Origin of the sequence: Collinsella sp. LCP19S3_D5, from assembly GCF_052121415.1 — a bacterium.
Lineage (GTDB): Bacteria > Actinomycetota > Coriobacteriia > Coriobacteriales > Coriobacteriaceae > Collinsella.
This window is the reverse complement of sequence record NZ_JBQKEH010000002.1, coordinates 63,099-81,303: the sequence shown is the minus strand read 5'-3', so window position 1 is coordinate 81,303 and position 18,205 is coordinate 63,099. Positions and strand designations below refer to the sequence as shown.

At 59.7% G+C, this 18,205-nt stretch carries 16 protein-coding genes and 1 other RNA gene; 5 read left to right on the top strand and 12 right to left on the bottom strand.

What is annotated here, in order from left to right; genetic code table 11:
- Positions 1–2 precede the first annotated feature (2 nt).
- The 4 genes from ACTQXO_RS01365 to ACTQXO_RS01350 all read left to right on the top strand — a co-directional run bounded on the left by ACTQXO_RS01365 (position 3) and on the right by ACTQXO_RS01350 (position 5,687).
- Positions 3–2,552 carry a homocysteine S-methyltransferase family protein gene (locus tag ACTQXO_RS01365; RefSeq protein ID WP_441032426.1) on the top strand — a complete coding sequence of 850 codons (2,550 nt, stop codon included), beginning with the start codon at positions 3–5 and terminating at the stop codon, positions 2,550–2,552.
- 108 nt (positions 2,553–2,660) lie between these two features.
- Positions 2,661–4,025 carry a PFL family protein gene (locus ACTQXO_RS01360; RefSeq protein WP_427719427.1) on the top strand — a complete coding sequence of 455 codons (1,365 nt, stop codon included), beginning with the start codon at positions 2,661–2,663 and terminating at the stop codon, positions 4,023–4,025.
- A gap of 317 nt (positions 4,026–4,342) precedes the next feature.
- Positions 4,343–5,230: a methyltransferase domain-containing protein gene (locus tag ACTQXO_RS01355; RefSeq protein WP_441032423.1), complete on the top strand. Its 888-nt coding sequence runs from the start codon at positions 4,343–4,345 to the stop codon at positions 5,228–5,230.
- 157 nt (positions 5,231–5,387) lie between these two features.
- On the top strand, positions 5,388–5,687 hold the full coding sequence (locus tag ACTQXO_RS01350; RefSeq protein ID WP_427795027.1) for a YhbY family RNA-binding protein: 300 nt from the start codon (positions 5,388–5,390) through the stop codon (positions 5,685–5,687).
- Positions 5,688–5,748: 61 nt separating this feature from the next.
- Here ACTQXO_RS01350 and ACTQXO_RS01345 read toward each other — a convergent pair whose 3' ends face one another.
- The 8 genes from ACTQXO_RS01345 to ssrA all read right to left on the bottom strand — a co-directional run bounded on the left by ACTQXO_RS01345 (position 5,749) and on the right by ssrA (position 15,955).
- Positions 5,749–8,745: an AfsR/SARP family transcriptional regulator gene (locus tag ACTQXO_RS01345; protein ID WP_441032420.1), complete on the bottom strand. Its 2,997-nt coding sequence runs from the start codon at positions 8,743–8,745 to the stop codon at positions 5,749–5,751.
- 539 nt (positions 8,746–9,284) lie between these two features.
- Entirely contained in the window at positions 9,285–10,013 is a 729-nt protein-coding gene (nagB, locus tag ACTQXO_RS01340; protein WP_427719421.1) for a glucosamine-6-phosphate deaminase, read from the bottom strand.
- A 272-nt stretch (positions 10,014–10,285) separates the two neighbouring features.
- Positions 10,286–10,783, bottom strand: a complete 498-nt coding sequence (locus ACTQXO_RS01335; protein WP_441032415.1) for a PTS sugar transporter subunit IIA — start codon at positions 10,781–10,783, stop codon at positions 10,286–10,288.
- A gap of 71 nt (positions 10,784–10,854) precedes the next feature.
- Positions 10,855–12,192: a phosphoglucosamine mutase gene (gene glmM, locus ACTQXO_RS01330; RefSeq protein WP_441032412.1), complete on the bottom strand. Its 1,338-nt coding sequence runs from the start codon at positions 12,190–12,192 to the stop codon at positions 10,855–10,857.
- Positions 12,193–12,315: 123 nt separating this feature from the next.
- Complete coding sequence (rpsI, locus tag ACTQXO_RS01325) at positions 12,316–12,711, bottom strand: 30S ribosomal protein S9 (protein WP_022094634.1); 396 nt, start codon at positions 12,709–12,711, stop codon at positions 12,316–12,318.
- A 2-nt stretch (positions 12,712–12,713) separates the two neighbouring features.
- Complete coding sequence (gene rplM, locus ACTQXO_RS01320) at positions 12,714–13,157, bottom strand: 50S ribosomal protein L13 (protein ID WP_370450665.1); 444 nt, start codon at positions 13,155–13,157, stop codon at positions 12,714–12,716.
- A 157-nt stretch (positions 13,158–13,314) separates the two neighbouring features.
- Complete coding sequence (locus ACTQXO_RS01315; RefSeq protein WP_441032408.1) at positions 13,315–14,193, bottom strand: patatin-like phospholipase family protein; 879 nt, start codon at positions 14,191–14,193, stop codon at positions 13,315–13,317.
- A gap of 1,398 nt (positions 14,194–15,591) precedes the next feature.
- Positions 15,592–15,955, bottom strand: a transfer-messenger RNA (tmRNA) gene (gene ssrA / locus ACTQXO_RS01310).
- Between the two features lie 239 nt (positions 15,956–16,194).
- Here ssrA and ACTQXO_RS01305 point away from each other — a divergent pair.
- Complete coding sequence (locus ACTQXO_RS01305; RefSeq protein WP_441033566.1) at positions 16,195–16,629, top strand: hypothetical protein; 435 nt, start codon at positions 16,195–16,197, stop codon at positions 16,627–16,629.
- Positions 16,630–16,688: 59 nt separating this feature from the next.
- Here the strand turns inward: ACTQXO_RS01305 and ACTQXO_RS01300 are convergent, their stop codons facing one another.
- The 4 genes from ACTQXO_RS01300 to ACTQXO_RS01285 form a co-directional block, all read right to left on the bottom strand.
- Entirely contained in the window at positions 16,689–17,081 is a 393-nt protein-coding gene (locus tag ACTQXO_RS01300) for a hypothetical protein (RefSeq protein WP_441033563.1), read from the bottom strand.
- Between the two features lie 117 nt (positions 17,082–17,198).
- Positions 17,199–17,552 (bottom strand): hypothetical protein, encoded by a 354-nt coding sequence (locus ACTQXO_RS01295; RefSeq protein WP_441033560.1) that lies wholly within the window; start codon positions 17,550–17,552, stop codon positions 17,199–17,201.
- Between the two features lie 145 nt (positions 17,553–17,697).
- Positions 17,698–17,916 (bottom strand): hypothetical protein, encoded by a 219-nt coding sequence (locus ACTQXO_RS01290; protein WP_441033557.1) that lies wholly within the window; start codon positions 17,914–17,916, stop codon positions 17,698–17,700.
- Positions 17,917–17,952: 36 nt separating this feature from the next.
- Entirely contained in the window at positions 17,953–18,120 is a 168-nt protein-coding gene (locus ACTQXO_RS01285; protein WP_441033554.1) for a hypothetical protein, read from the bottom strand.
- Between the last annotated feature and the right edge of the window lie 85 nt (positions 18,121–18,205).

Below are 18,205 nucleotides of genomic sequence, written 5' to 3'. Positions count from 1 at the left end.
CGATGTTTACTCCGCTTATCACTCATGATCTGGACGGCGCCGCTCTGGCGGCGCCCGTTGATGCTGCCCGCCGCAAGGGCGCCACGTACAAGACGCGCACGATCGACGACCTTTACATTAAGGACGATCGCCTGCGCGCCGCCATCGAGGGCACGGGGCACCTGCTGTTCGACGGCGGCATGGGCACCATGCTGCAGGCGGCCGGCATGAAGGCCGGCGCCCTGCCCGAGCTGCTCAACTTTGAGGAGCCCCAGGTCATTACCGATATTCAGCGTCAGTATGTCGAGGCCGGCTGCGATGTGATCACCGCCAACACCTTTGGCGCCAACGCCCACAAGCTCGACGGTGCCGCCACCGTGGCAGATGTCTTTGCCGCCGCTGTCGCCTGCGCCCGCGCGGCCGGTGCCCGCTACGTCGCCGGCGACATCGGCCCCATCGGTGCGCTGCTTCGCCCCTTGGGTACCCTCAGCTTCGACGAGGCCTATGACCTCTTTGCCGAGGAAGTGCGCGCTGGCGTCGAGGCGGGTGTGGACCTCTTTATTATCGAGACCATGACCGACCTTGCCGAGATCAAGGCGGCGGTCCTTGCCTGCCGCGAGAACTCCGACCTGCCTGTCTTTGCCACCATGACCTTTGAGGAAGACGGTCGCACCTTCCTGGGCACGAGTCCCGAGGTTGCCGCTATCACGCTCGACGCCATCGGCGCCGACGTCCTGGGCATCAACTGCAGCCAGGGGCCGGCCGAGCTCCGAGGGCTCGCCGCACGTATGCTTACCGTTACCGACAAGCCCGTTATGGTGCAGGCCAATGCAGGACTCCCCCACGTGGACGACGACGGTAACACCGTCTTTGACATCCAGGCCCCCGAATACGCCAAGGCCGTCGCCGGCATGATCGCCGACGGCGTGAGCGTCGTGGGCGGTTGCTGCGGAACCACGCCGGCGCACATGGCAGCGCTGCGCACGCTTATCGACAGCCACACGCCCAGCCCGCGCCACCGCAAGCCCAGCATGTCGGTCACGAGCGCCCAGACCGTGGTTGACCTTCCCTGTGACGGCCACAAGATCGCCGTCATCGGCGAGCGCATCAACCCCACCGGAAAAAAGCGCCTGCAGCAGGCCCTGCGCGACGGCGACCTGGACTACGTCGTAAGCCAGGGCATCAGCCAGCAGGAGCAAGGCGCCGACATCCTGGACGTCAACGTGGGCCTGCCCGAGATCGACGAGGTCAAGATCATCCAACAGGCCACCGAGCAGCTCCAGGGTTCCACGCTGCTGCCGTTGCAGATTGACTCCACCGACCCCGCAGCCGTCGAGGCCGCCGTGCGCCGCTACGCCGGCAAGCCCATCATCAACTCGGTCAATGGCAAGCAGCAGATCATGGATGAGATCTTTCCGCTTGTCGCCCACTACGGCGCCAACGTCGTCGGCCTCACGCTCGACGAAGGCGGCATTCCCGATACCGCCGAGGCTCGCTTCGCCATCGCCGAGCGCATCGTGGCCGAGGCCGCCCGCTACGGCATCGGACCGGACCGCATCCTCATCGACTGCCTGGTCATGACCGCCTCGACCAATCAACGCCAAGCCGAGCAGATCCTGCGCGCCATGTCCCTGTGTAAGGAGCGTCTGGGCGTCAAATGCGCGCTCGGCGTGTCGAACATCAGCTTTGGTCTGCCCGCCCGCCCGCTGCTGGGCTCGGTCTTTTTGGCTGCCGCCTTCGGCGCGGGTCTGGACGCCCCCATCATGAACCCGGGCTCCAAGCGCTTTATGGATACCGTCTACAGCTATCGCGTCTTGAGCGTTGAGGACGAGGGCTCGACCGGATACATCGAGCGCTACGCCGGCTGGACCGATCCGTACAAGATCGCCGCGAACCCGGCGGCGGCTCAGACAGTATCGACCGACACTGTGCCCGCCGCTGGCACCGACGGCAACGACGACCCGATTCGTCGCATGGTCGTCTCGGGCCGCAAAGGCGAGATTGCGGCCGAGACCGAGCGTCTGCTGGCAGACCACGACGCCATGGACCTCATCAACAACCACTTTATCCCCGCCCTCGACGAGGTTGGCATCCTCTTTGACCAGGGAAAGTTCTTCTTGCCGCAGCTCATGGCCTCGGCCGAGGCCGCGCGCGTGGGTTTTGCCACCATCAAGCGCCTGATGCCCGCCGGCGAGATTGCCGACAAGGGCAAAATCTGCGTGGCCACCGTCAAAGGCGACATCCACGACATCGGTAAGAACATCGTCAAGATGCTGCTCGATAACTACGGCTATACCGTCTTTGACCTAGGCCGCGACGTCGACCCGCAGGAGGTGCTCAAGACCGTACGGGAGCGCGACATCAAGCTCGTCGGCCTCTCGGCGCTTATGACCACCACGGTCGTCGCTATGGAGGAGACCATCAAACTGCTTCATGCCGAGGTGCCGGGCGTCAAGATCATCGTAGGCGGCGCCGTACTCACCCACGAATACGCCAAGCAGATCGGCGCGGACTACTACGCCAAGGACGCCGCCGAAAGCGCTCGTATCGCCGAAGAGGTCTTTGGGCAGTAACACAACGGAAACAACCGAGCACCAAAACGTGCCGCATGCGCCACTTGGCACGTGCGGCACGTTAGAATAGACAAGACTATGCTCGTTTTGGCAGATAGGAGTGCAAGGATGGCGATCACGCCCGCAGAAATCGCGGAAACCCGCGGCATGGTTGAGGAGCAGAACCTCGACATCAGGACCATCACCATGGGTGTTTCGCTCATGGGTTGCGGCGACGAGAACCTCGACCGCATGTGCACGAAGATCTACGACCACGTGACGCACACGGCTGAGCATCTGGTCGAGACCGCCGAGAACCTCGAGCGCGAGTACGGTATCCCCATTGTCAACAAGCGCGTTTCCGTCACCCCGGTGGCGCAGATCGCCGCGTGCTGCAAGGATGAGGACCTCACCCCCATCGCGCATGCCCTCGACCGCGCGGCCGAGACGCTCGGCATCGATTACCTGGGCGGCTTCTCCGCACTCGTCCAGAAGGGCATCGGCGACGCCGACCGCCGCGTCATCCAGTCCATCCCCCAGGCGCTCGCTACCACCAGCCGCGTCTGCTCCAGCGTCAACGTCGCCAGCCTGCGCGCCGGCATCAACATGGACGCCGTGCTCATGGCGGCTCAGACCATCATCGATGCCGCCAAGCTTACGGCAGATGAGGATTCCGTCGGTGCTTCCAAGTTTGTCTGCTTTGCCAACATGGTCGAGGACTCCCCGTTTATGGCGGGCGCCGTTCACGGCGGTGGCGAGGCCGACGCCGTCATCAACGTAGGCGTCTCGGGCCCCGGCGTTATGGCCGCAGCCCTGGAGAAGCTGCCCGATTCCGCATCGATGATGGAAGTCGCCGAAAAGATTAAGCAGACCGCCTTTAAGATCACCCGTGCCGGCGAGCTCATGAGTCGCGAGGCCGCCCGTCGCCTAGGTGTCGAGAAGGGCATTGTCGACCTGTCGCTGGCGCCTACGCCTGCCGTCGGCGACTCCGTCGCGCGCATCCTCGAGATCATCGGCGTGGGCACCTGCGGTGGCCCCGGCACGACCTGCGCGCTCGCCATGCTCAACGATGCCGTCAAGAAAGGCGGCGTCATGGCCAGCTCCAGCGTGGGCGGCCTCTCGGGCGCCTTTATCCCCGTGTCCGAGGACGCCGGCATGATCGCCGCCGTCGAAGCCGGCGCGCTTTCGCTCGAGAAGCTCGAGGCCATGACCTGCGTGTGCTCCGTTGGCCTGGACATGATCGCCATTCCCGGCGACACCCCGGTCGAGACTATCGCCGGCATTATCGCCGACGAGATGGCCATCGGCGTCATCAACAATAAGACCACGGCCGTGCGCGTGATCCCCGCCATCGGCAAGGGCGTGGGCGACTGCGTCGAGTATGGCGGTCTGTTTGGCCGTGCGCCCATCATGCCGGTGAACCCCAACGCCGGCACCGTGCTTGCCCACCGCGGTGGACGCTTCCCGGCGCCGCTGAACTCGCTCAAGAACTAGCAGGGAGTTACAGGGCGAGGAGCCCCGGTGAGGGCAAATATATAAGGTCGCCTGCTCGGACAGTCCTGACTCGCACGGAGAGCACATTAAGTGCTCTCCGGCTCGTGCGGAACTCGCGATCGACCTTATATATTTGCCCTCACCGGGGCTCCCGCACAACGGGACCTCAGTTGGGTTCTATCCCTTTGGCAGTCGCTTCGCTTCTGCCCTACTTTGCTGGTATGGCGGTTTGGCATTGGATCGGTTCTTTCTGATATATGCTGGTTGCGGCTCTTCTTTTGGGAGGAGTCGCTTTTTTGTTGTAAGGGGGATGGCCCGTGGCTGATGGTGTAATTCAATCTAAGCTTCTTTCTGCGGATTGGAATGGCGAATGGATGCGCTTGCAGGCTGCTCGGCGTCGGGCTGATGATTCTTTTGAGTGGGACAAACGTGCTCGGCATTTTCGTCCACTGGAGACTGCCCCCTACGCCCGAGATTTTATAAAGCTGCTGGCGCTTGATCCCGGCGAGTCGGTGCTCGATATGGGGTGCGGGGCCGGGTCGATTGCTATTCCGCTTGCTCAGGCTGGACATCCCGTGATTGCCGCTGATTTTTCCCCTGCTATGTTGGGCACGCTTGATGCTGGCATTGAGTACTATGGGCTCGAGGATCGCATTACGCCGCTTGAGCTTGCTTGGGATGATGACTGGGATTTGGTTGGACCGGTCGCGAAAGCGGTAGATGTTGCCTTTGCGAGTCGCTCGGTTACTACGAACGACCTAAAAGGCGCGCTTGCCAAGCTCGACCGTACGGCTCGGCGGCGTTGTGCTGTCACGATGGTCGCCAACTCCAGCCCGCGCTATGACCTGCACGTGATGAATGCCATCGGCGCCTCGGTTACCCGTAGCAATGGTTTTGTGTACGCCTTTAACATCCTTATTCAGATGGGTGCACTACCGCAGGTCACGTATTTTGAATCGCCCCGTCGTGACACCTTCGATAGCCTCGAGGCCGCCGTGGCAGACCTCTCCCGTATGCTCGAGCATGGCAACGAGGATAAGATCGATCGTCTGCGCGACTATATCGCCCAACATATGATCGAGAACCCCCATGCCGGCGAGCCGGGATCCAAGGGCGTGCCGCAGGGACGTTACATGCTCGACCACATCCGCAAGGTCCGATGGGCGTTCATTGCCTGGGAGCCGGTCTCTGCGCCCCGACCGTAGCCCATCTAAAGTATGCATCGTCTACCCGCCCGGCATCCGCATTCTTTGCGAACTGGCAAACGCGCTCCACACCGCGCCGTTCCTGCGCTATCGTGGGACAGCTCACGTAGATTAAGGCCCCATCGCGGGGCGCCCCATACATAGAAAGCGAGATCCCATGGCACTGACAGGAGCCCAGGTCAAGCAGCTTCGCAGCATGGCCCATCACCTCAACCCCGCCATCATCATCGGTAAGTCCGATGTCAACGAGGGTACCGTCGAGCAGACGGCCGCCTACCTGGAAAAGCACGAGCTCGTTAAGTGCTCCGTGCTGGACGGCTCCAGCCTTTCTGCCCGCGAGGCCGCCGAGGAACTCGCCGAGCGCTGCCACGCCGACGTCGTTCAGGTTATCGGCCGCAAGTTCTCGCTGTATCGAGAGTCCTCGCGCAAGGATATCGAGAAGATCAAGCTTGTCTAAGGGCCGATCGGTTCACACAGAGCAAGCCTGCGGGCGTCCGAATGATGCGGGCGCCCGTTTTTTATCGTTCAATGAACGGTCGGTTGACCCTGCTTTCGACCAGACGCTCGTAGAGACGCTTGGTCTCGGGCTCGGGAACGCCTGCGACCTGTTCCTTAAGATGATGGATATGCCCGCTATAGAGCTCGACGATATCGCGGCGTCTCCCCGCCGCTCCGTACACGCGCATGGCGCATCGCACCATGTCCTCGCGTGCGGTCTCCTGACGTAGCCCCGCTTCTACCAGCCAGATTGCCGACTGCAGGTCGTTTTCTTCCAAGGCAGCGCTTGCTCCCACAATCATGCAGTCGATAAACTTCGACTGCATGATGCGGCGCATGCGCAAAAAGTACGTCGGATTGCAACCGTTGGGGATATACAGCGGTCCGGTATAGAGCTGTTCGATCTTAAGACACAGCTCGACCAGGTGAGGCCCACGCACTCTTGTGCGATTACCCAAAATCTCGCGGCTTATCTGCTCAAATAGTTTCACATCGGTCTTAACGTAATCCCTGTTGAGGCCAAGGCAGTCGTTTTGAATCAGGACGCACGACTTGCCATCTGGCGTGGGTCCCAAAGCGGATCGTAAGCGTGACACAGTCGAATACAAGTTGTTACGGGCGCTACTGTACTCGGCATGTGGCCACAGTTCCATAGCCAAGGTCTCGCGATCGACAAACGAATCGATACCCAACGCAAGCCGCTCGGCAAGCGTTGCCGCTTTCTTACGACGCCACATCTTGTCTGTGATGGGAAATCCGTCGCGCTCGGCACGAAACGCGCCGAACATGCGAATCTCGATATGATCGATAGCGTCGACGGGTTCGACCTCGCCGACCTGGAACAGCCGCTCGCTCTCTCCCTCCAAATCGTCGCGCAGCGAATATCGCGATAGCTCACGCACCGGGAGCTTCTTTCGAATCTTGGCAGCAGGCTCGCCCAGGCAATGCATCGCAAGGCGTGCAAACAGCCGATACGCTGGCTCCAGAATCCCAGAACGATTCATAGACATCCAGGCGGCAAGATCGCTGTCACGGCCCGCAGACGCCAAATGCAGCGCTACGACCCAAGCCTCCGCGCCGCCGACTTGTGTCCGACTTAGGTCGAGCAGCTCTGCCTCTTCTCGTACCGACACCATCGACGTATTGCGAAGGCTTGATGCACGCTCCAACAGCAACGCGTTGTCGCGCATGTATGCGATCGACTCGTCAGCAAGCTTGAGTACCTGGACCGCGCGGAACTTTGCGTTGACCGGGCGCCCCTCGGCGAGCGCCTGCCAGCCTTCAAGTAGCAGGCCAAACAGCTGGATTTGATTGTCACGCACGCGCACGGCAAAGCGATCGAGCTCATTAAACGCCGTATCGTCAGTCATTGGCAGGCCTGCAAGCAGACGCCGTGCCGCCAGCACCATACGCACCCAGACAGCCGGTGCCTTAAGCCCACGAGCATCGAGTGCCTCCCGTGTTCGAGACATCTCGTCGTCACGCTCATCGATTCCCATAAAGGACCCATCGAAGAGCTCCACCAACATCCGATCTGCCCGTATGAGAGTCTCTGCAATATCGAGTTCGCAATCATATACCTTGTTCGCCTTGAGTCCCGAAAGTACTGCGCCGTCTTTCGCCTGTTCGGTCAGCCGGCTCTTAACCTCGATATGCGCCGACAGCATATCGAGCGCAGCACAAGATGCCTCATTTTTTGGAAGAGCAGGATTGGCTGGAAGCCCAAGCTCGCAATCTCCATAACAGACGACCGTAAGCACCTGGGCGACTTTCCAAGAAACCAAATCAATCTCGCGGACCGACTGTGCGCTCGCATGTTCGACAATCGAGGCCATATACCGGGCCAGTTTAGTATTCGAAACGCTTACCGCCGCCAAATAGACACCAAGTGCCTCGGTGGGCGTCGGCTCCAACGCGGGCTTGTCGGCATCCGTCGTCCTCAGTACCGCGCGACAGACATCCCCTCCATGCCCAGTCAGAGCCAAATCGACACCATACTGTCCAGCAAGCTCAAGGACGGCGTCGCGATCCAAAAAGGCATCTGCCAAATCCATCGCAGCATCGCATCGGCCCGCCTTGAGCAGAATGCGTGCCGCGCGCATAACGAGCTCTGGACGAATTTCCGCAACCATTTTTCGTAATCTCAGGCGCGCGTTATCCTCGGTGCCCATGCACGTAAAGCTTCGGTCGACCGGATCGACACCAAAAATCGGATAATCACGAACAAGATAGGACTGATCGAGCATGGAAAGCCTGACACCGCATGCCTCAAGTTCCGCAATCTTGCCCTCACCCATCAGGGCCATCACGCATGCCACGTTAAATAGGGCGCCGTTATCGATTGATGCCATATCGGCAAGTGCCGCACCGTATACGTTGACAATCTCGTTTTCGAGCAAGCTGGCAACGTCGCCCTCTCCGTACAGCCCCGTCTGCATAGCCGAAACCAACTCGGGAACACCCTGTGTGAGCTGGTAAAAATCGAGCGACGTGCTAATCGAGAACGCCGATGCCCAAGCCGAATACTCATAGGCATGCACCTTGAGCATCTGCGCATTGATCTTGACCGAGTCGCCCAGCCCGCGAATCAACTGGCGATTTGAGGGGCGGCAGGTGACAAAGACCCCGATCCCCATAGTGCGCAGGCCTCGAATTCGATCGATAAGCTCCTCGGTATCTTGCTGATCGAGGTTGGGGACGTTATCGATCGCAATCAACGATCGCGGTTTGTCCTCAAGTTCATCTGTGACCACTTCGAGCTGCATAAACACCTCGCGGGCAATCGCGCGGTCAGCCTCGATGATTCGTACCAGACCGCGCGTCGGGTCGCTTTTGACTTCCTGAGTGTACTGAAGCAATATCGATGTTTTCCCAAACCCATCTGGTGCATAGAGCAACACAATGCCCGCCTTGCGGCCCTTGACAATCAACTCGCTCATCAGGCGATCACGTCGGACCATATAACCTGTGCCCAACGGCGCCAATTCGAGATCGTCCGTATCGTTCAGCCCGTTCATCATGCTCGCTCCTTACCTCGACCACATGGACACCGTAATCGCAAGACAGCCCAAGCCATCCCGTAAATCGAACGACGCAGAGTTTTAGGTTGTCTTTCGGTTCGCATTTGGCAAGTTTTTGTTCAGCGAGCGCCGATTGAAACTTTTCCCCCAACCAACCGGTCTTTGCGCAGGTCAATGCGCTTGCCAGCATGTCCCACTCATTTGGCAGTGTAACGCAATGGGGCTTGTAATATTTTGTTGCGCAACTCGCCTACGCGCTGCTACCGTTTGCGACTCATTAGTAGCATTTTTGAATAGACTATGCTAGAGAATGCATCACGCTATACGAGGCACCACCGTCAAGCTTTTGGCAAGCTAATGTTATGCACACCATAAAGTCCGCGCTCATTCTGGTTCCGCTGGCAGATATTGCGGACGGACGCAGTATAAGAGCTCATGAGTCTATAAGCTAGCCGCCATCCCGCATATGCATAATAAAAAAGGCCCCCGCAGAACGGGAGCCTGTAACAAAGTAATAACAAATCGCTCGGATTGTACTACTCGCAGAGCGAAAGGGCAGCCTCGTCGGCAACGACGACGCAGTTGGTGTGCAGCTGCAGGATCGAAGCCGGGCACTCGGGCGTAACCGGGCCATAGCACATATCGTGCACAGCCTGAGCCTTGGCCTCGCCGTTGGCGACGACCAGGATCATGCGGGCATACATGATGGTCTGGGTACCCATGGTGTAAGCCTGGCGGGGAACGTCGTCGATGCTATCGAACAGGCGGCTGTTGGCCTGAATGGTGCTCTCGGTGAGGTCGACGCAGTGCGTACCCTTGGAGAAGTGGTCATCGGGCTCGTTGAAGCCAATATGACCGTTATTACCAATGCCGAGCAGCTGCAGATCCGGGTAACCGGCGGCAGCGACGATCTTGTCGTACTCGGAGCAGGCAGCGGCGGCATCGGGGTTGGAGCCATCGGGCACGTGCGTGTTATTCAGATCGATGTTGATGTGATCGAAGAAGTTCTCGCGCATGAAGTAGTGATAGCTCTGGGGATCATCGTGCGAAAGGCCACGATACTCGTCCAGGTTATAGGTGCTGACCTCGGAGAAGTCAATATCGCCCTTCTTGTACCAATCGGCGAGCTGCTTGTAGGCGCCAATAGGAGTGGAGCCGGTAGCAAGACCGAGTACGCAATCGGGCTTAAGGATAACCTGCGCCGAGATGATATTGGCAGCCTTGCGGCTCATATCCTCGTAGTCTTTAGCTTTAATGATCTTCATTACGCATCCTTTCTCGTAGAAGAGAGGCAAGGCTCCCCTTACAAGCACTTGCCCGCGGCCTGCGTCGGCCGCAACCAACGTGTGCGGCCACCAGGGCGAGGTCGCGTAATGTATGTATCTCGTGTCTAGCCGCGTCGAGGCCCCTGCCCGTCCACGGTGACCCGAAGCCTTTTAGCCTCGGACAATTTCCATCTTGCCACGGAGGGCGCCCTCTTTCAAGGGCGCCCTCCGTAAACGTGTTTGAATTGTAGGCCAAAGGGCAAGCGAACGAGTTAGCGCTCGCGAGCGACGATGAGCTGATCCATCTCCTCGACATGCTCGCCGACGGAGCCCTTGATGCTCGAGAACTCAACAGAGTTGCACACCAAAATGGGAACCGTCACATCGTAGCCCTCGGCCTCGATTGCCTCGCGTTCAAACTCGATAAGCACATCGCCCTTATGGACGATATCGCCCACCTGTGCATGCACGGTAAAGTGTTTGCCCTCAAGCTGAACGGTATCGAGTCCAACGTGGATTAAAACATCCAAGCCATCGACCGTGTTGAGCGCAACGGCGTGTCCCGTTGGAAAAATCGCCTCGATCTTGGCATCCGCAGGTGCAATCACGCGCGTGCCCGTAGGCCGAATGGCAACGCCTTGGCCCAAAAGGCCAGTGGCAAACGTCTGGTCGTTAACCTCGGAAAGCGGAATGACATCGCCCGAGATGGGAGCATCCAGCGTAAGGGCCCGACCACGCATACCAAAAGACCTTAGGACTTTAGTGAACATGCTCCCCCTTGGACATACCAATAATCAAAACCAGTTTTACTAGTTTACCACTTGGCATTGGTTTTTGACCATTAGGGAAGTTCGCGCTTGACAACCTCGACGATGTCGTCAACGACGCGCTGAGTCAGCTCGTGCGTCTCGGCCTCGGCCATCACGCGAACCAGCGGCTCGGTACCGCTCGGGCGCACCAGAATGCGGCCGCGACCGTTAAGCTCCTTCTCGGCGGCAGCGACAGCGTCCCAAATGGGCTGGCAATCGTCCAGACCGGCCTTGTTGTCGGAATGCACGTTGACGAGCACCTGCGGGTACTTCTTCATGATGCCGGCAAGATCGGTGAGGGTGCGGCCAGTGCGCTTGAGCACGGCCAGCAGCTGCAGCGCCGTCACCAGGCCATCGCCGGTGGTGTTGTGCTCCAGGAAGATGATGTGGCCGGACTGCTCGCCGCCGATAACGGCGCCGTCCGCGAGCATGCGCTCCAGCACGTAGCGGTCGCCCACGGCGGTCTGCACCATCTCAAAGCCCTGTTCCTTCATAGCGATGGAAAAGCCCAAGTTGCACATAACGGTCGAGACGATCTCGGAGTTGGCGAGCTTGCCGCGAGCGGCGAGGTCAGAGCCGCAGATGGCCAGGATGTAATCACCATCGATCTCGTTGCCCTCGCTGTCCACGAACAGCACGCGATCGGCGTCACCGTCGTGGGCCAGGCCGATGTCGGCGTGGGTGCGCAGCACGAGCTCGCGCAGGGGCTCAAGATGAGTGGAGCCGCACTCGACATTGATGTCGGTGCCACAGTAGTCGGTATTGATGGCGTGGACCGTGGCGCCCAGACGCTGAAGCGCGGCAGGCGTGGTCTGGCAGGAAGCACCGTGACCGCAGTCAACGGCAACGACCAGGCCGTCGAGCTTAAGGCCGTCGAGGGTGCTGATAGCGTGGTCGACGTATGCTTTGCGAGCGTCCTTCATCTTGATGATGTGGCCCACACCGGCGCCGGTCGGCAGCGTGTCGGCAGCCATGGCCTCCTCGGACATGACCCAGGCGCTGATCTCTTCTTCAACGGCATCGGGAAGCTTCATGCCCTTGCTGCTAAAGAACTTGATGCCGTTAAACTCCGGCGGATTGTGCGAAGCGGAGATGACGATGCCGCCGTCGAGGTCGTTTTGGACGGTGAGCAGCGCCACGGCCGGCGTAGGGATAACGCCGCAGCAGTGCGGGCGACCGCCCTCGGCCATAATGCCAGCGGTCAGAGCGCTCTCGAGCATGGTGCCCGAAAGACGCGTGTCGCGGCCAACGCAAATGTCCGGACCGAGGAACTTGGTCGCCGCACGGCCAAGGCGAAACGCGAGGTCGCACGAGAGGTCGGCGTTGGCGACGCCACGGACGCCGTCGGTGCCAAAGATGTTCTGGGGCATAGGATCGCTCCTTCCCAAGTGGGCAAAACGCACTCGCCCACCCTAGTCGAAAAAGAAAAGCGGGACCCGCCGAGCAATCGGCAGGCCCCGCTTGTACATTGTATCTCGTAAGGAGATAAAACCTTAGCGCTTGGAGAACTGGGGAGCGCGGCGGGCCTTCTTGAGGCCGTACTTCTTGCGCTCGACCACGCGAGCATCGCGCGTAAGGAAACCGGCCTTCTTGAGGTCAGCACGGTAGTCGCCAGCGTTCAGAAGAGCGCGAGCGATGCCCAGGCGCAGAGCGCCGGACTGACCGGAGATGCCGCCGCCATCGCACAGAGCGATAACGTCGAACTGACCGGCGGTATCGGTCACCTTGAAGGGAGCAAGGGCGTTCTCAACGAGCTGATGACGGCCGAAATACTGCTCGGCGTCACGCTTGTTGATGGTCACCTTGCCGGTGCCGGGGACGAGACGGACGCGGGCGACGGCGTTCTTACGACGGCCGGTACCCTGGTAGACAACGGTGTTCTCAGCCATCTTTAAGCCTCCAGCTCAATCTTCGTGGGGTTCTGGGCAGCATGCGGATGCTCGGCACCAGCGTAGACCTTAAGCTTGGTCATCTGGGCACGGCCGAGGGTGGTCTTGGGCAGCATGCCGCGAACGGCGCGCTCGATGACCTTCTCCGGGTGCTTCTCCATAGCCTGGTGGAAGCTCTCAGCCTTGAGGCCGCCGTTGTAGCCGCTGTGGCGATAATAGGTCTTCGTGTCGGCCTTGTTACCGGTAAGCTGGACCTTATCGGCGTTGATGACGACAACGAAGTCGCCGCAGTCGCTGTTGGGCGTGAACTGGGGCTTGTTCTTACCGCGCAGAATCATTGCGATCTGGGTGGCAAGACGGCCCAGGACAGCACCATCGGCGTCGACGAGAACCCAGTTGCGCTGGACCTCGCCCTGCTTGGCGTAGTGAGTCGATTTCGAAATCACTTAGACTCCTCCATGTACAGTACGTGTTGTTACAGAGATTCACGGGGCTCTGCAAGTAACCCGTCCATATTACCCCGCTCGTCGCCCGAGTCAACAGGTATTTTGGCTCTGACCAGACTTTCTGCACATGTCGTCCATCGGTAATGATGTCGCGACGCTAGCGCTCGACAAATGCCTCGATATCACTCAGCAGATGCTTTGCCTCCTGGCGACCCTGAATATACAGGTCGAGAAGCTTTGCCGGATCGTGCTCGACGTGACCGACCTCGACAGGCTTTTGCGGGGCAACGACCAGCGCGCGGCCCTCGCGCTCATACTTCCACAGATGCATGCGCTGGATGTTATAGCGGTCGTGGCGCGTCTCGATAGCCTCGAGCAGATAGGGGTAGTCGGCATAGCGGGCGCGTGCGGCAGGCATAAACTCGTAGGGCTTTTTCTCGTACGAGCGGTCCTGCGTGACAATGACAACCGCGCGATCGAAGCCCGCCTCCTCCAGCACGTGTTCGATGGGGGCCGAATCGGCTACGCCGCCGTCGACGTATTTGTGCCCGTCGATCTCGACCGGCGGCGTCACCAGCGGCAGCGACGTCGAGGCGCGCACGGCATCGAGGTCGAGCACGGCGCTTTTGACCGGCAGGTATGCAGCGGTTCCAAAGAGCATGTCCGTCGCGACGGCGTACATCTCGATGGGGCTCGCGTCGAATGCCTCGTTGTCAAAGGGATCCAAGCGGTCCTGGACATCGTTGAAGATGAAGTCGTAACCCACGATGGAACCCGTGGAGGCAAACGATGCGGCGCCCATGAAGCGGTTGTCGTTGCAGAAAGCCAGGTTGATGCGGTTGGCACGGCCGATCTGGTGCGACTTGTAGTTCACGCCGTTGAGGGCGCCGGCCGATACACCGTAGACAGCCGGAATCTCGACGCCAGCCTCCATGAGGACGTCGAGCACGCCCGCGGTAAACTGCCCGCGAAAACTGCCGCCCTCCAAGACGAGCGCGACCTTGCCGGCGTTCTTTGCCTTATCTTCTGCCGTCATGTTGACCTCCTACTGTTTCGTTTTGGCCTTCTTCTACCCAGTTTTGAGATGGAGAGCGCATGGGTTTTGGAGTTGAGGAGGACGGGGCGACTGGCGGAAAGCACGTCCCGTTCTGGGGGGCGATTCCGGGATGGACTTTCCGCCAACAACCTATCCGGAAAATGCATCCCATTCTGAGCGTAGATTCTGGGATGCAACTTCCGCTTGAGGCGTCAACGTGAGTAGTCAATTTGGGACGGGGCTATTTTAGCTGCCCTTTGGCTGTCGACGAATTATTGGGGACCGGAACTAATATCGACTGGCTTATAGGGGTAGCTAAAATAGCCCCGTCCCAAATTGACTACTCCACCTTGTAGAGGCTTTGCGCGGAGAATCCGCGTATTTGCTTCGCAAATCCGCACCGGCTTCGGCCGCCTGCCGGCGTCCTCGCCCGCGGGCTAAAAACGCTTACGCGTTTTCTTTACGCCCGCGCCCTGCACAGAGTTCGGTTCTCCGCGGTGCGGGGATGACGCTGGCGCAGGGCGTTGCCGGCTGTCATCCGATCGGCATCGCATCTATATAGGGTCGAGGCTTTGCGCGGAGAATCCGCGTATTTGCTTCGCAAATCCGCACCGGCTTCGGCCGCCTGCCGGCGTCCTCGCCCGCGGGCTAAAAACGCTTACGCGTTTTCTTTACGCCCGCGCCCTGCACAGAGTTCGGTTCTCCGCGGTGCGGGGATGACGCTGGCGCAGGGCGTTGCCGGCTGTCATCCGATCGGCATCGCATCTATATAGGGTCGAGGCTTTGCGCGGAGAATCCGCGTATTTGCTTCGCAAATCCGCACCGGCTTCGGCCGCCTGCCGGCGTCCTCGCCCGCGGGCTAAAAACGCTTACGCGTTTTCTTTACGCCCGCGCCCTGCACAGAGTTCGATTCTCCGCGGTGCGGGGATGACGCTGGCGCAGGGCGTTGCCGGCTGTCATCCGATCGGCATCGCATCTATATAGGGTCGAGGCTTTGCGCGGAGAATCCGCGTATTTGCTTCGCAAATCCGCACCGGCTTCGGCCGCCTGCCGGCGTCCTCGCCCGCGGGCTAAAAACGCTTACGCGTTTTCTTTACGCCCGCGCCCTGCACAGAGTTCGATTCTCCGCGGTGCGGGGATGACGCTGGCGCAGGGCGTTGCCGGCTGTCATCCGATCGGCATCGCATCTATATAGGGTCGAGGCTTTGCGCGGAGAATCCGCGTATTTGCTTCGCAAATCCGCACCGGCTTCGGCCGCCTGCCGGCGTCCTCGCCCGCGGGCTAAAAACGCTTACGCGTTTTCTTTACGCCCGCGCCCTGCATAGAGTTCGATTCTCCGCGGTATCTATAAGTAATAAAAAAGCAGGTAGGTGCGTTTACCTACCTGCCTGTAACTATTGGTGGAGGCGCGGAGAATCGAACTCCGGTCCACGAAAGCCCCCTGATTGGCATCTCCAAGCTCAGTCGCTGGTTTAGTCTCGGACGCTTTGCGCGCAGCGACACGCTCGCGGCATCCCAACCGGTTCGGTCTTAGCCCGCGCCATACCGATTACGTGCGCGGGAGCATTCCCCTAACATGACGTCGCGCCGGTGTCGGGGAAATCACCGGGTTGACGCGCCGCTATAAACTAAGCAGCGAGAGCCATAGGCTCAAAAGAAGAGTTGTTGTCAATTCAATTTGACGGTACCCCTGTTTAACGAGGCGAGGAGACCTCGGCTTGCTTCCTCTCTCAGAGCTATCGTGTCGAAACCAGTCGCCCCCGAATGTTGGGAAAGTCTGGATGGTATCGGGCCTGCAAACACCCGATAACCGTCGACTTTTCAAGGAACACGCGGGGTAAACCCCGCTCGTGGATAGCTATCTTACCACGTTCTAAAGGCAGACAGCTGCTCTATGCACGAGCTGTGAAGACCCTAATGTGCGCCATACTTCGCATTTTTGCCACTGAACGCGTCACGTATATTTTCGCCAAGCAAAATTGACCCGTCGAAAGGACCGTTATGGATACCAAGCAGCAACTCGTCAATGCCCTCGTAGGCCTGGGCTCAACCATTACCGAAGCCATGGATGTCATCGAAGGCTTTGTCCCCTGTGGACATCCCGCCCTCACGGTATCGAACGCCCTTGTTGCGCTGGACGCTGACGACGATGCAGCTCTCGCCCAGCAGTTTGAGACCGTCGCGGGCTTTATCGACCACGTGAGCGAGAACCGCGGCGTGGCCGCCTACCACGGCATCGAGGTCGAGCTCGCAGGTCCCAAAGCCGATCTGCTCGCAGCAATCCGCGAGGTAGGCGCCCTTATGCAGACCGCAGGCGTCAAGAACACCCAGGTCAACGAGTGGGTCTACCGCAGTCTAGCAGCACTAAACGATTCCGACGAAAAGGCCGCCGAGAAGCTCGTCGAAGCTCCCGTCATCAAGGCAGCGCTTTTGTAATTAAAGGATGCGTGGCCTTCTGAGCGCCGACGTTCCGAAGGCCACGCAAACAGTTCGCGCTAACCGATAGCCGCGCCACCACGTTCGGCCAAAGCTAGAATCGGCATCATTTGGCGCGGGGTCTTTGCTGCAAGATCGGCATGTTCGAGCAGCTTGCGATTGTTGGTCACCAAGTAATCGATCTGCGCGCGCTTGCACGCGGCGAGCACCAAGTTGTCCTCGTAATCGCGATGGAGCGCTAAGTATTTGTCGGCCAGCCAAAGGCCCGATGCATCTGCACCCACGGCCGTGGCGTTTTCGGTCACGTTCCGAACAAACGCCAACGCCGCATCGCCAATTGCACGGACAGATGCCTCGTCGAGCGCTCCCCCGCCGGCAAGAACGCTACGCTTCGGCTCGTGTTGGACAACGTACAGCACGTCCTTGGCGATATGCACCGGAAAGAACAGCAACGCCCCCGTCTCCGTCGCCTGCCCAATAAACGCGCGCGGCAAGCGACTCGGTATGCTCGGCGCAAAACGAATCGACCCATACGTTGGTGTCCACCATAATCTTAAGGGGGCCTCCACTCACAGGATCATCCCCTTTTGGCGATAATGCTCATCCATGGATTCGGAATAGATTGTGTCCCAGCTGCGGTCATCAGACGCAGATGATGTATCGATGCCCAGGTCCGCGTAAAGCCGATCCACCGCCGCCCATGATGCGACAAACGGCGAGGTGCCACCAGCACTAGGCGGTTGGTCGTCAACGGCCGACAACACCTCTTCGCACGAACCGCCACCCTGCGCTACCTTGGCCACCACCTTTTTGATGAGCTCGGGCAGTGTCCCGCCCGAAAGCCGCAGCGCTTCCTCGGCACGGTTCCTGACCTGGCGATCCACGCGAACGTTCACCTGCGCCATGCCGCTAGCAGCACCCACGTCGATCTCGCTCCCTTCAATTGCTATCCTCGATAGCAACACTATATAGAGACGCTATCAATTGGAGTCAAATGCAAAAGGCCTGCGCCCGGACGACACCGATGCCGTCTGGGCGCAGGCCAGATAACGTGGGCAAACACGTCTGTTAACGCAGGTAAGCCTTCGCGTTGCTCAGGCTGTAGGCGATCGTCGAGCCGTTGTGCGGCAGCGACGATGCCTGCGAGGCAATCGCGCCGGTACTGCCCAGTGCCAAGAGCGCCGAGTTGGTGTGCATCACCTTAGAGTAGGAGCTCGTCAGACGATCAACGAGGCCCTGGCTCATACGGCGCAGGCGCACGATCGCAGCAAGATCCGTATCGGTCAAAGTGCGCGGAACCGATGATGGCGCGACGCCCTTCGATTAACGAAGTGATGCCGTGCGCCACGATGTACTCGACGGCAGCATGCCGCACGCGATGCCATGCACGCAGGCATTCTTTACCGGAGCGCTGGCGAGCAGCTTGATGCCAGCCGTACCAAGCAGAAAACCGCCACCGACAAGCAGGGTGTTAAACGTCGGCTTCTTCATGTTGCTTCTCCCTTTTGCCGCATTGGACACGGCACGGTGCCTCAGCACCCGAGTGAATAAGTTTACTAATGCACACTATTGGATA